Origin of the sequence: Janibacter zhangyanbonis (assembly GCF_050507325.1) — a bacterium.
GTDB lineage: Bacteria > Actinomycetota > Actinomycetes > Actinomycetales > Dermatophilaceae > Janibacter.
The window spans coordinates 2,137,335-2,150,455 of record NZ_CP191481.1; the positions used below are offsets into that span (position 1 = coordinate 2,137,335).

General features: G+C 71.8%; 12 protein-coding genes. 2 read left to right on the forward strand and 10 right to left on the reverse strand.

Annotated elements, in window-relative coordinates; genetic code table 11:
* Positions 1–3: 3 nt before the first annotated feature.
* Both dnaJ and hrcA read right to left on the reverse strand, forming a co-directional pair.
* The gene (gene dnaJ, locus ACQBJO_RS10415) at positions 4–1,128 is read right to left on the reverse strand and encodes a molecular chaperone DnaJ (RefSeq protein WP_255183737.1); all 1,125 of its coding nucleotides are present in this window, start codon (positions 1,126–1,128) and stop codon (positions 4–6) included.
* A 58-nt stretch (positions 1,129–1,186) separates the two neighbouring features.
* Entirely contained in the window at positions 1,187–2,221 is a 1,035-nt protein-coding gene (gene hrcA / locus ACQBJO_RS10420) for a heat-inducible transcriptional repressor HrcA (RefSeq protein ID WP_255186354.1), read from the reverse strand.
* Between the two features lie 141 nt (positions 2,222–2,362).
* Between hrcA and ACQBJO_RS10425 the strand changes: the two genes are divergently transcribed.
* A complete protein-coding gene (locus tag ACQBJO_RS10425) occupies positions 2,363–3,244 on the forward strand; it encodes a DUF3097 domain-containing protein (RefSeq protein WP_255183738.1) in 882 nt (293 codons plus the stop codon).
* Positions 3,245–3,444: 200 nt separating this feature from the next.
* Here ACQBJO_RS10425 and fabG read toward each other — a convergent pair whose 3' ends face one another.
* Genes fabG through hemW form a run of 3 tightly spaced genes read right to left on the reverse strand, consistent with a single transcriptional unit; the run spans position 3,445 to position 6,061 of the window.
* A complete protein-coding gene (gene fabG, locus ACQBJO_RS10430; RefSeq protein ID WP_255183739.1) occupies positions 3,445–4,200 on the reverse strand; it encodes a 3-oxoacyl-ACP reductase FabG in 756 nt (251 codons plus the stop codon).
* A 54-nt stretch (positions 4,201–4,254) separates the two neighbouring features.
* Positions 4,255–4,905: a trimeric intracellular cation channel family protein gene (locus ACQBJO_RS10435; protein WP_421008984.1), complete on the reverse strand. Its 651-nt coding sequence runs from the start codon at positions 4,903–4,905 to the stop codon at positions 4,255–4,257.
* Entirely contained in the window at positions 4,898–6,061 is a 1,164-nt protein-coding gene (gene hemW / locus ACQBJO_RS10440) for a radical SAM family heme chaperone HemW (RefSeq protein ID WP_421008983.1), read from the reverse strand. The genes ACQBJO_RS10435 and hemW overlap by 8 nt, the downstream gene beginning before the upstream one ends.
* 32 nt (positions 6,062–6,093) lie before the next feature.
* Between hemW and ACQBJO_RS10445 the strand changes: the two genes are divergently transcribed.
* Positions 6,094–6,867 (forward strand): tyrosine-protein phosphatase, encoded by a 774-nt coding sequence (locus ACQBJO_RS10445; protein ID WP_421008982.1) that lies wholly within the window; start codon positions 6,094–6,096, stop codon positions 6,865–6,867.
* Positions 6,868–6,870: 3 nt separating this feature from the next.
* Here the strand turns inward: ACQBJO_RS10445 and ACQBJO_RS10450 are convergent, their stop codons facing one another.
* The 5 genes from ACQBJO_RS10450 to ACQBJO_RS10470 all read right to left on the reverse strand — a co-directional run bounded on the left by ACQBJO_RS10450 (position 6,871) and on the right by ACQBJO_RS10470 (position 12,976).
* On the reverse strand, positions 6,871–7,347 hold the full coding sequence (locus ACQBJO_RS10450; RefSeq protein WP_255183743.1) for a hotdog fold domain-containing protein: 477 nt from the start codon (positions 7,345–7,347) through the stop codon (positions 6,871–6,873).
* A gap of 76 nt (positions 7,348–7,423) precedes the next feature.
* A complete protein-coding gene (lepA, locus tag ACQBJO_RS10455) occupies positions 7,424–9,295 on the reverse strand; it encodes a translation elongation factor 4 (protein ID WP_421008981.1) in 1,872 nt (623 codons plus the stop codon).
* 72 nt (positions 9,296–9,367) lie between these two features.
* Positions 9,368–9,940 carry a hypothetical protein gene (locus ACQBJO_RS10460; RefSeq protein ID WP_421008980.1) on the reverse strand — a complete coding sequence of 191 codons (573 nt, stop codon included), beginning with the start codon at positions 9,938–9,940 and terminating at the stop codon, positions 9,368–9,370.
* 133 nt (positions 9,941–10,073) lie between these two features.
* Positions 10,074–11,333, reverse strand: a complete 1,260-nt coding sequence (locus ACQBJO_RS10465) for an alkaline phosphatase family protein (protein WP_421008979.1) — start codon at positions 11,331–11,333, stop codon at positions 10,074–10,076.
* 11 nt (positions 11,334–11,344) lie between these two features.
* Positions 11,345–12,976, reverse strand: coding sequence for an alkaline phosphatase D family protein (locus ACQBJO_RS10470; protein ID WP_421008978.1), 1,632 nt, complete (start codon positions 12,974–12,976; stop codon positions 11,345–11,347).
* Positions 12,977–13,121: the final 145 nt, after the last annotated feature.

The window sequence follows — 13,121 nt, forward strand, 5'->3', positions numbered from 1 at the left end:
GGGTCAGCGACCCTTGAAGGCGTGGCGCAGGCGCCCGACGAAGCCGGAGTCGACGTCGTCGAGCTCGCCGTCGGGCTGCTCCTCGTCACGGGCCGCCGCGAGCTCACGCAGCAGGCGCTCCTGCTCGTCGTCGAGGCGGGTCGGCGTGCGCACGTCGACGTGGATGACGAGGTCGCCGCGGCCCTCGCGCCGCAGGTGCGTCACACCGAGGCCGGGCAGGACGATCGTGTCGCCCGGCTGGGTGCCGCGCTTGATGGTGATCTCCTGCTCGCCGTCGAGGGTGGCGAAGCTCATCGTCACGCCGAGTGCGGCTGCGGTCATCGGCACCGCGACCGAGGCGTGCAGGTCGTCGCCACGGCGGGTGAAGGTCTCGTGCTGACGCACGCGCAGCTCGACGTAGAGGTCGCCGGCCGGCCCACCACCGGGACCGACCTCCCCTTCGCCCTCGAGGTGGATGCGGGTGCCGTCGTCGACGCCGGCGGGGATGCGCACCTTCATCGAGCGGCGGCTGCGCACCCGGCCCTGGCCGGAGCACTCGTGGCAGGGGTTGGGGATGACCTCGCCGAAGCCCTGGCAGGTGGGGCACGGACGGCTGGTCATGACCTGGCCGAGGAAGGAGCGCTGGACCTGCTGGACCTCGCCGCGGCCGCCACAGGTGTCGCAGGTGCGTCGGCCGGTGCCCGGCTGGGCGCCGTCGCCGCTGCACGAGCCGCAGACGACGGCCGTGTCGATGGTCAGCTCCTCCTGGCCGCCGAAGACGGCGGTCGCGAGGTCGATCTCGAGGCCGACGAGTCCGTCCTGGCCGCGCGCGGAGCGCGAGCGCGGACCGCGCCCGGCGCCGCCGGCCGCCTGCCCGAAGAACTGCTCCATGATGTCGCTGAAGGTGAAGCCGGCGCCGAAGCCGTCGTGCTGGCCGCCGTAGGGGTCACCGCCCATGTCGTACTGGCGGCGCTTCGTCTCGTCGGAGAGGACGTCGTAGGCCTGCGAGACCCGCTTGAACTGCTCCTCGGCCTCCGGGCCGGGGTTGACGTCGGGGTGCAGGGTGCGGGCCAGCTTGCGGTAGGCCCGCTTGATCTCCTCGGGCGTCGCCTCGCGGCTGACGCCCAGGTCCTCGTAGTAGTCGTTCACGCGTGACGTCCTCGGTGGGTGGTGGGGGTCGGGTGGTCGTGCGCGGTGCGGTCGCCGGTCAGGCGTCCACGATCCGCGAGAGATAGGTGGCGACGGCGCGCACCTGCGCCATGGCCGCCGGGTAGTCCATGCGGGTGGGGCCGAGCACACCGACGGCGCCGACCTGCTCGTCGCCGGAGCCGTAGCCGGAGGTGACGAGCGAGGTGCCCTGCAGCCCGGACACGGGGTTCTCGGAGCCGATGCGCACCGAGACGCCGGCCGCGGTCTGACCGGCCTCGACGCTCAGCAGCTTGAGCAGGACGACGTGCTGCTCGAGCGCGTCGAGCACCGGCTCGAGGGTCATCGGGAAGTCGCTCGAGCTGCGCGCGAGGTTGGCGGTGCCGGCGAGCGTCACCTTGGTCACGCGCTCCTGCGCGAGGGCGTCCTCGACGGCCGCGATGACCCCGGCCGTCAGGGCATCCTCGGTCTCGTCGTCCTCGCCGGCCAGGGTGCGCAGCGCGGTGATCGCGTCGGCGAGCCGCAGGTCGCGGGTCGCGGCGTTGATCCGGCCGCGCGCACGTGCGAGGGCCTCGGCGCCCTGGCTGCTCAGGTAGTCGACGCTCGTCGGCACGATGCGCTGCTCGACGCGGCCGGTGCCCATGATGACGACGACCATGAGCCGGGTCTCGCTCATCGGGACGAGCTCGATGTGCTTGACCGTGCTGCGGGTGAGCGAGGGGTACTGCACGACCGCGACCTGGCGGGTCAGGGTCGACAGCAGCCGCACGGTGCGCTCGAGGACGACGTCGAGCTCGTCGGCGCCCTCGAGGTAGTCGGTGATCGCCGCCCGCTCGCCGCGCGACATCGGGCGGATCGCCTGGAGCCGGTCGACGAAGAGCCGGTAGCCGGCGTCGGTGGGGATGCGCCCGGCCGAGGTGTGCGGCGCGATGATCAGTCCCTCGTCTTCGAGGGCGGCCATGTCGTTGCGCACGGTCGCCGCCGAGACGTTGAGCTGGTGGCGGTCGAGCAGCGCCTTGGAGCCGACCGGCTCCGAGGTCTGCACGTAGTCCTCCACGATGGCGCTGAGCACGGCCATCCGCCGCTCCTGGCTCATGACGTCCTCCTTCGTCACCCACTCCGGGACCGCTGGCACTCGGTCCACCTGAGTGCCAAGTCTACGACCGTCGGAGGCATTCCAACGACCCCGGCGTGCCGCGCCGACCACTCCCACGGTGTGCGCCTACGGTCACCCCTCGTGAGCGATCGATACGGCAAGGACGTGCTCTCCGGCGACTGGAAGTCGAAGGGCAGGCTGGCGCGGCCCACCTCCCGTGCCCTCGAGGCCACCCGCGGAACGGTCGTCGAGGACGTCGAGACCGGCTGGGTCGGCGCGGTCGTCGCGGTGGAGAAGGCGGGCGGCGTGCACGTCGTCCACCTCGAGGACCGCCGCGGCAAGGTGCGGGCCTTCCCGCTCGGCGGCGGCTTCCTCGTCGACGGCGCCCCGGTATCGCTCACGGCACCGAAGGGAGCCCAGCGCGCCGCCCTCGCCGCGGCCGAGCAGCAGGCCTCCCGCACCGCGAGCGGCTCCGTCGCCGTCCACGACGCCAAGGCCAGGGTCGCCATCGGGTCGCGGATCTTCGTCGAGGGCCGCCACGACGCCGAGCTCGTCGAAAAGGTGTGGGGCCACGACCTGCGGGTCGAGGGTGTCGTCGTCGAGATGCTCGACGGTGTCGACGACCTCGCCGCCGCCATCCGCGACTTCGCACCGGGCAGGGGCCGCCGGATGGGCGTGCTCGTCGACCACCTCGTGCCCGGCAGCAAGGAGTCCCGGATCGTCGCCGAGGCCAACAAGGTCGCGCCCGAGCACGTGCTCGTCCTCGGCCACCCCTATGTCGACGTGTGGCAGTCGGTGCGCCCCCAGCGCCTCGGCATGGACGCCTGGCCGACGATCCCGCGCTCCATGGAGTGGAAGCGCGGCATCTGCGCGCACCTCGGCTGGGCCCACGACTCCCAGGCCGACATCGCCCGCGCCTGGAAGCAGATCCTCGGCACGGTCCGCTCCTACGCCGACCTCGAGCCCGCCCTCCTCGGCCGCGTCGAGGAGCTCATCGACTTCGTCACCGCCCCCGAGGGCTGACTCCGCCGTCGGGTCGTCAGGTCGTCGGGTCGGGCGAAGGGGGACGTCGGCGCCCGCCGAAGTCCTGCGTCTCCCCGCGACGTGCGTCGTCGTGCCTGACTTCGGCTTGATGTGCGCCGACATCCCGCTTCGTCCTCCCGCTGCGGTCAGCCCTTGGGTCGCCGGCGTCCCCCTTCGCCGCCGGACTCCCCTTCGCCGGATCAGTCCTTGGGGCCGCCGGCGACGTAGATGACCTGGCCGGAGACGAAGCCGGCCTCCTCGGACAGGAGGAAGGAGGCGGTGGCGGCGATGTCCTCGGGCTGGCCGACACGGCCGACGGGGGTCTCCTTGGCCGCGTGGGCGAGGAAGTCCTCGAAGGGCACGCCGATGCGCTCGGCGGTCGCGGCCGTCATGTCCGTCTGGATGAAGCCGGGGGCGATCGCGTTGGCGGTCACGCCGAACTTGCCGAGCTCGATGGCCAGGGTCTTGGTGAAGCCCTGCATGCCGGCCTTGGCGGCGGAGTAGTTCGTCTGGCCGCGGTTGCCGAGGGCCGACGTCGAGCTGAGGTTGACGATGCGGCCGTACTTCTCCGCGGTCATGTGGGCCTGGGCGGCCTTGGTCATGAGGAAGGCACCACGCAGGTGGACCGCCATGACCGAGTCCCAGTCGTCGACGGACATCTTGAAGAGCATGTTGTCGCGGATGATGCCCGCGTTGTTGACGAGCAGCGTCGGGGCACCGAGCTCCTCGGCGACGCGGGCGACGCCCGCCTCGACCTGCTCGGCGTCGGAGACGTCCACGCCCACGGCCAGGGCGGTGCCGCCCCCTTCGGTGATCTCGTCGACGACGACCTGGCAGGCCGACTCGTCGAGGTCGAGGACGGCCACGTGGTGACCGTCGGTGGCGAGACGAAGGGCGATGGCGCGGCCGATGCCGCGCGCGGCCCCGGTGACGATGGCGGTGCGAGTCGTGGTCATGCCCTCATCGTGCGTCATGGGATCCGGTGCCGCACAGGGGCGTCCGCCGACCGGTCACCGCCGGCGGATGCGGCTCGCCGGCCACCGCGGCTCGGTCGGGAGCATCCAGCCACGCTTGCGCGCGAGCAGGCAGACCCCGCCGCCGACGACGAGCGCGCCGAGCGAGGCGAGCGGCCCGGTGGTCATGAGGTGGAGCAGGACGAGGGTCGCGCCCCCGGCGAAGGCCGCCGTGGCGTAGAGCTCGGAGCGCTGAAGGATCACCGGCACGTTGCCGAGCATCATGTCGCGCACGACGCCGCCACCGCAGGCGGTGATGACGCCGAGCAGGATGGCCGGGAACCAGTGGATGTCGGCGAGCAGCGCCTTCTGCGTGCCGACGACCGCCCAGGTGCCGAGGGCCACGCCGTCGATCCAGGGGAAGACCTGACGCCACCGGCGCCCCTCGAGCGGGACGAGGAAGGAGATGGCCGCCGCGACGAGGGCCACCGTCAGGTAGCGCAGGTCGGTCAGGGCGACCGGCTGCACGTTGAGCAGCACGTCGCGGATCGCGCCGCCGCCGAACGCGGAGACGACGGCCAGCACCGAGAAGCCGACGGGGTCGAGCTGGTAGCGGCGGGCGACGGCTCCGCCGAGCAGGCCGTTGGCGAAGACACCGAGCAGGTCGACGAAGGCGATGAGGTCGGGGATCTCGGGCACGTCAGGCACCGGCACCCCCGACGAGGTGGTGGACGACGGTGTCGGCGAGCAGCCGCCCGCGACGGGTGAGCACGACGCTCCCCCGTACGGCCTCGCGACCGTCGACGAGTCCGTCGGCGACGAGTCCGGCGACGGCCCGGCGACCCTGCGGCGTGAGGCGATCGGTCGGCAGGCCCTCGCGCAGCCGCACCCCGAGCAGGACCTCCTCGTCGGCCCGCTGCTCCGGCGTCAGCTCCTCGCGCTCCGCGGCCGGGTCGCCCTCCGCCAGCGCCTTGGCCCAGGTCGCCGGGTGCTTGAGGTTCCACCAGCGCACACCGTCGACGTGGCCGTGGGCGCCCGGCCCGACGCCCCACCAGTCGTGGCTGCGCCAGTAGGCGATGTTGTGCCGGCACCGGTCGGCGGGCGTGCGGGCCCAGTTGCTGATCTCGTACCAGTCGTAGCCGGCGTCGGCGAGCAGCTCGTCGGCGAGCTCGTACTTGTCGGCCTCGTCGTCGCCCGTCGGCATCGGCAGCTCGCCGCGGCGCACCCGGGCGGCCATCTTGGTGCCGTCCTCGACGGTCAGCGCATAGGCCGACAGGTGGTCGGGCGCCAGGCCCACCGCGGTCTCGAGGGAGGTGCGCCACTGCTCGAGGCTCTCCCCCGGCGTGCCGTAGATGAGGTCGAGGCTCACGGCCAGACCGGCGGCTCGGGCCGCGGCGACGGCCCGGGAGACGTTGGCCGGGTCGTGGGTGCGGTCGAGCGTGGCGAGCACCTGCGGCACCGACGACTGCATGCCGATGCTCACCCGGGTGAAGCCCCCGTCGGCCAGGACCCGCAGCGACTCCTCGGTGACGCTGTCGGGGTTGGCCTCCGTCGTCACCTCGACGTCGTCGGCCAGCCCCCACCGCTCCCGCACCGCGTCGAGGAAGCGCACGAGGTCCTGCGGCGGCAGCAGCGTCGGCGTGCCGCCGCCGACGAAGACCGTCGAGACCCGGCGGTCGTCACCCACGGACCGGACGGCGAGGTCGAGCTCGGCGATCGCGGCGTCGACATAGGTGGCGACGCTCGCCCCCTTCGCCCCGCCGACGGGGCCCAGCTCGGTGGCGGTGTAGGTGTTGAAGTCGCAGTACCCGCACCGGACCGTGCAGAAGGGCACGTGCAGGTAGATGCCGAAGGGGGGACGCACCGGCTCATCCTCCCACCGATAGCGTGGGCGCCATGACCCGGTGGATCGAGCTCGACGGCGTCGTCAACATGCGAGACCTCGGCGGGCTGCCCACCCGCGACGGACGCACCACCCGCGAGGGCCGGATGATCCGCAGCGACAACCTGCAGGACCTGAGCGAAGGGGACGTGCGTCGCCTCGTCGACGAGCTCGGGGTGAGCGACGTCGTCGACCTGCGCAGCCACGTCGAGTACGAGGTGACCGGAGCGGGTCCGCTGCGCGCCACCGCGCTGACGCACCACCACCACAGCCTGCTGCGCGAGGACCGCGACCCCGACGAGACGATCGAGCAAGCCCTGGCCGTCCGGTGGGGCCGGCAGGACCACTCGCCCCGGGACGGCGCCTTCTGGGCCCGGCACTACACGGGCTACCTCACGGCCCGGCCCGACTCGGTGGCGGCGGCACTGGCCGCCGTCCGCGACAGCACGGGCGCCACGGTCGTCCACTGCGCGGCGGGCAAGGACCGCACCGGCACCGTGGTCGGCATGGCCCTGGTTGTCGCGGGCGTGCCCGCCGAGGTCGTCGTCGACGACTACGTGCGCACGGCCGAGCGCCTCGAGCGGATCATGGACCGGCTCTCGAGCGTCGAGCCCTATGCGCGCACGCTGCCGACGCACAGCCTCGAGGACCAGCTGCCACGGCGCGAGTCGATGGAGGCCGTGCTCGCGCACCTCGAGTCAGAGTTCGGCGGTGCCGAGGGGTGGCTCGAGGCCGCGGGGTGGTCGCCGGAGCAGGTCGCGCGGCTGCGCGACCGGCTCGTCGGGTGAGGCTCAGGCCTTCTTCGGCTTGGCGGTGACGTAGACCGGGATGACGCCCTCGACGACGACGACCCCGTCGGTGCGCACGGCCTTGACCCGGATGTCGACGTCGTAGGGAGCCTCGCCCGCCCACTGCTCGGGGTCGGTCTCGGCGACGCACAGCAGGTCGGTCGTCGACTTCGCCAGGTAGCTCACCTGCAGGCCGCGCGGCAGCCACCGCTGGTCGCTCGGGCAGGTCGCCTCCGCGAGCAGACCCATGGCGGCCTCGAGACCGTTGCACACGGCGATCGCGTGCAGGGTGCCGATGTGGTTGTGCACCCGCTTGCGGTTGCGGATCGACAGCTCCGCGTGGTTGGCGCGGACCTCGCGCACCTGCGGGCGCACGGTGGCGAAGTAGGGCGCCTTGACGGAGTAGAGCAGCGAGAAGAGTCGCTTGCCGGCCGGGAGGCTCGCGATGCGCTGGTAGAGGGCGAAGGTCTGCTGGGCCATGACCGCCACACTAAGCCAGCGCTTAGTGACCGGGAAGGGTCCCCGGCGTCGCCTGCGTCACGTCAGCAGCGCGCCGCTACTTCTTCGCCTTGTCCACCGCGCTGTCGTCGGAGGAGAGCGCAGCGATGAAGGCTTCCTGCGGCACCTCGACGGTGCCGATGTTCTTCATCCGCTTCTTGCCCTCCTTCTGCTTCTCGAGGAGCTTGCGCTTGCGGGAGATGTCACCGCCGTAGCACTTGGCGAGCACGTCCTTGCGGATCGCGCGGATGTTCTCGCGGGCGATGATCCGCGCGCCGATGGCGGCCTGGATCGGCACCTCGAACTGCTGCCGCGGGATGAGCTCCTTGAGCTTGCCGGCCATCATCGTGCCGTAGGCATAGGCCTTGTCCTTGTGGACGACCGCGCTGAAGGCGTCGACGGTCTCGCCCTGCAGGAGGATGTCGACCTTGACCAGGTCGGCGGCCTGGTCGCCCGCTTCCTGGTAGTCGAGGGAGGCGTAGCCTCGGGTCTTGGACTTCAGCTGGTCGAAGAAGTCGAAGACGATCTCGGCCAGCGGCAGCGTGTAGCGCATCTCGACGCGGTCCTCGGAGAGGTAGTCCATGCCACCGAGCTGGCCGCGCTTGCCCTGGCACAGCTCCATGATCGCGCCGATGAACTCGCTCGGCGCGAGGATCGTCGCGTTGACGACCGGCTCGCGGACCTCCGCGACCTTGCCGTAGGGGAACTCGCTGGGGTTGGTCACGAGGATCTCGGAGCCGTCGTCCATCGTCACCTCGTAGACGACATTGGGCTGGGTCGAGATGAGGTCGAGGTCGAACTCGCGCTCGAGGCGCTCGCGCACGATCTCCAGGTGGAGCAGGCCGAGGAAGCCGCAGCGGAAGCCGAAGCCGAGGGCAGCGGAGGTCTCCGGCTCGTAGACGAGCGCGGCGTCGTTGAGCTTGAGCTTGTCGAGGGCGTCGCGCAGCGTCGGGTAGTCGGACCCGTCGATCGGGTAGAGCCCCGAGAAGACCATCGGGTTGGGGTCCTTGTACCCACCGATCGCGTCGGCCGCGGGCGCCGCGGCATTGGTCACGGTGTCACCGACCTTGGACTGGCGCACGTCCTTGACGCCGGTGATCAGGTAGCCGACCTCACCGACGCCCAGGCCCTGGCTCGGGATCATCTCCGGCGAGATGACCCCGATCTCGAGCAGCTCGTGGGTCGCCTTGGTCGACATCATCGCGATCTTCTCGCGGGGGTGCAGCGCCCCGTCGACGACCCGCACGTAGGTGACGACACCGCGGTAGTTGTCGTAGACGGAGTCGAAGATCATCGCCCGGGCGGGCGCCTGGGCGTCACCCTCGGGCGGCGGCAGCTCGGCGACGATCTTGTCGAGCAGGGCCTCGACGCCCTCGCCCGTCTTGCCGCTCACCCGGAGCACGTCCTCGGGCTCGCAGCCGATGAGGCCGGCGATCTCCTCGGCGTACTTCTCCGGCTGGGCGGCCGGCAGGTCGATCTTGTTGAGCACCGGGATGATCGTCAGGTCGTTGTCCATCGCCAGGTAGAGGTTGGCGAGGGTCTGGGCCTCGATGCCCTGCGCGGCGTCGACGAGCAGGATCGCGCCCTCGCACGCGGCGAGCGAGCGGGAGACCTCGTAGGTGAAGTCGACGTGCCCCGGGGTGTCGATCATGTTCAAGCAGAAGGTCCCGGGCTGCCCCGCTGCGTCGACCCCCTCCCACGGCATGCGCACGGCCTGCGACTTGATGGTGATGCCGCGCTCGCGCTCGATGTCCATGCGGTCGAGGTACTGCGCGCGCATGGCCCGGGCCTCGACGACGCCGGTGATGCCGAGCATCCGGTCGGCGAGCGTCGACTTGCCGTGGTCGATGTGGGCGATGATGCAGAAGTTGCGGATCTGCGCCGGCGGGGTCGCGTTGGGCGGCAGGGCCTCACGGGCCTGGGGTGACACGGGTGGCGGACCTCGGGGTGCGTGGGAGCGGGTGGACGTCCGCCCATCATCCCACGCCCCCGAGGCGTCACGTCAGAGCCGGGCGCACTGGCCTTCCTTGTCGCCCGAGACCCGGTTGCCCCAGCCCTTCGGGGCGGGGGTGTTGCTCTTGCACTGCAGGTTGCCGTGGACCCGGTTGTCGTAGACGTACTTCGCGCCCTTCGGGTTGGAGAAGAGCTGGATGTCGCCGTCGGTGCGCGAGCGGATGACGTTCTGCGCGTAGCCGCGGTTGCCCTCGAGCTGGATGTTGCCGTCGACGAAGGCATTGCGCAGGTGGTGGCTGGCCCCGTCCTCGAGCTGGATGTCACCGTCGACCCAGCCGTAGGTGAAACGCACGTAGGCGTGGCCCTGGGACTGGATGTTGCCGTCGACGCTCGAGTGGTAGGAGCGCAGGGTGGCGCCCCGGCCGATCTTGATGTTGCCCTTGACGTCGAGGCTGTTGACCCGGCAGCTCGCGCCGCTCGGGACGACGAGGTCGCCGCTGATCGTCTGCTTCGAGATGGTGCCGCGGCAGGTGCGGTCGTCGGCCGAGGCGGGGGCCGCGGTGGCGACGACCCCTCCGGCGGCGACGGCGAGGACGGCGGTGGCGGTGGCGAGGCGGTTCATGGTGGCTCTCCCTGTGACGGCTCGGTGCCCTGTGCCCGAGCGACCCACGTCACGCTAGGAAGCCCCCATGAGCCGTGCGTGAAGGCTCCATGAGAAGTCCTTCACCCACGGCCCACGGGGTCGGGGCGGCCTGTCAGAGCCGGCTGACCCCGTCGTAGCCACCCGGCAGCGGGGGCAGGCCGAAGATCGCGCCGACGGTCGGCGCGACGTCGAGCGTGTGGGCGGTCGCGGTGCGCGTGCCCGGCCGGACGAGCGGGGAGCCACCGCCGATGACGAAGGGGATGGGAGCCGTCGTCGGGTGTCCGTGGTTCCCGGGGATCGGGTTGTCGAAGATCGTCGGGTCCGAGAAGCGCCAGCCCTGCTTGCAGTAGACGACGAAGTCGCCGGAGTTGGCGCCCAGGCGCAGCTCGGCCGGCGTGTGCACCGACAGCACCCCCGCCTGCCGCTCGACGAGGGTGCGCAGCCGCTGCAGGCCGGCGGCCCGCTCCCCCGCGGGGCCGGTCCAGTAGAGGCAGTCGGCACCACCGTTCTGCGCGATCTCCACCTTGTCGCGCAGCGTGGTGTCCCACCAGATGGGGGCGCCGAGCGAGATGACCTTCCACGCCATCGACCAGTCCATCGAGTGGTCGGCGAGGTGGATGATGACCGAGCGCTCCCACGCCCCCTTCGCCTTGAGGTGCTCGACGAAGTCGCCGACGAGACGGTCGGTGTTGGCCAGGGCGGCGTAGCGCATCGCGGGCAGGCTGGTCGTGCCCCCGAGGTCGGCGTGACCGACCCGGTCGATGTCGCCGAAGTTGACGAAGACGAGGTGCGGGTCGGCCTCGTCGACCATCTTGACCAGCGCGTCGTAGGTGTAGCCGTCGGGCGCGTGGTCGGTGATCGGCATGAGCGGCTTGGGCTCCCACCGATAGGTCGCGCGGTCGCCGAAGACCCCGTAGAGGTAGTCCTTCGACAGCACGGTGCCGGTCGTCAGGCCGCGGGCGTTGAGCCGCTCGATGAGGGTCGCGACCTTGATGTCGCTCGGCTGGTCCATGTCGCGGACCTCGCCGAGGCCCCGGTCGTAGATCTTGTTGGCCGGCACGCCGCTGCGGTCGGGCCGCACGCCGGTCATCATCATCACGTGGTTGGGGATCGTCTCCATGACCGGCAGGGAGCGCGCGTTGGGGTACCAGGTGCCACCGGCGCGCAGGGCATGCAGGTGGGGGGTGCACTCGGGCGTGATCTCGTCCGGGCGCAGCCCGTCGGTGACCAGGACGTAGACGCGACGCTGATCCCCCTTCGACGCGGCGGAGGCCCAGGGGGCACCGAGCGCGCCGGAGATGGCGACGGTCGCACCGCTGGCGGCGGCGAAGCGCAGGAGGGTGCGGCGGGAGGGGTGGGACGGGGTGGTCATGGTCTCTCCGGTCAGGTGGCGGGGTACCAGACGCGACGGGCGCGCTGGGTGCCGGGCAGGGTCTCGAAGCCGGCGCTCCACCGGACCGGCGAGGCCGGGTCGGTGCGGTCGGCGAGGGCGTACCAGTCCATCTGGGCACGGCTCGGGGTCAGGGTGAGGACGCTGAAGCCGTGGCGGTCGAAGTCGAGGTAGCGCACGTGCGGGTTGGCGGTGCGGATCGCGGCCTCGACGGTGAGCGAGACCGTGCGGGGCGCGACCTGGAGGATGTCGTCGAGGTTGTCGGAGGTGACCGACGTGCCGACGAACTCGACCGCGACGCTCGGGCTGAAGGGGTAGGTGCCGACATTCTTCGGCAGGTCGCAGGCCCACGCGGAGTGGATGTCGCCGGTGATGAAGACGGTGTTGGTGATCGCCTGGTCGGCGAGGTGGTCGATGAGCTCGCGGCGGTCGGCGGTGTAGCCGTCCCACTGGTCGACGTTGTAGGGGATGCCCTCCGGCGGGATGAGCCCACCCATGTCGTTGAGCGCCAGCCCGACCTCGGCGTCGACGGCGCCGAAGGTCACCGGCGAGATCATCACCGGGTTGCCGACGAGCTTCCACGTCGCGCTCGAGCCGCTCAGCGACTCCTTGAGCCAGCCCATCTGCGCGTCACCGGCGATGGTGCGGTCGGGCGAGCCCACCTGGCCGAGCGCGGCGTAGGAGGCCTGCTCGCTGCGATAGCTGCGCAGGTCGAGCATCCGCAGGTCGGCGAGCGTGCCGAAGGACAGCTCCCGGTAGACCTGGTTGCCGTCGCCGAGGGTCGCGGTGCCGGACAACCGGATCGGCATCCACTCGTCGTAGGCGCGCCGCGAGGCGGCCGCGCGGTCGGCCCAGGCGCCCTCGGTCTCCGGCTGGTGGTTCTCCGCGCCGTCGATCCACGCGTCGTTGGCGCTCTCGTGGTCGTCCCACGTGGTGATCCACGGGGCGACCGCGTGCAGCGCCTGCAGGTCGGGGTCGGTCTTGTAGTGACCGTGCCGCACCCGGTAGTCGGCGAGGGTGACGATCTCGTGCGTCGGCTGCGTCGTGCGGACGACCGTCTCGCCCGCCCCGTACTCACCGGTCGGGTACTCGTAGAGGTAGTCGCCCATGTGGAGCACGGCGTCGAGGTCGCCTCGTGCGGCGAGGTGGCGGTAGGCGGAGAACCATCCGGCCTCCCAGTTGGAGCAGGAGACGACGCCCAGCCGCAGTCGGCCCGGGGTGCTCGACGGCGCGGGCGCCGTGCGGGTCCAGCCCGTCGGCGAGGTGGCTCCCCCGCTGCGGAAGCGGTAGGCGTAGCGCGTGCCCGGCGTCAGCCCGCTCGCGTCCACCTTGACGGTGTGGTCGCGCTCGGTGCCGGTGGCGACCTGCCCCCGACGCACGATCCGGGTGAAGTCGTCGTCGGTCGCGACCTCCCACGTGACCTTGACCCGGGGGCCCCGGCCGGAGCCGGGCACGGCGTCGGCCGTCGGCGTCACGCGGGTCCACAGGACGACGGCGGTGGGCAGCGGGTCGCCGGAGGCGACGCCGTGGAGGAATCCGGTGGTCGGTGCGGCGTGCGCCGCCGACAGGGCGAAGGGGGTGACGGTCGCGGTGGCGGCGACGGCCCCGACGGCGGCCCCGCGCACGACGTCACGTCGGGCGGGTCCGGGCAGGGGGGTATGAGGTGTGGCGTCCGAGGGCATGGCGCAGAGCCTGTCGGGCGTGGGTGTACGGCGGGTGACCTCGCGGGGAACTTCCTCGCCGGTCAGTTCGTGAGGATGCTCACGCGGG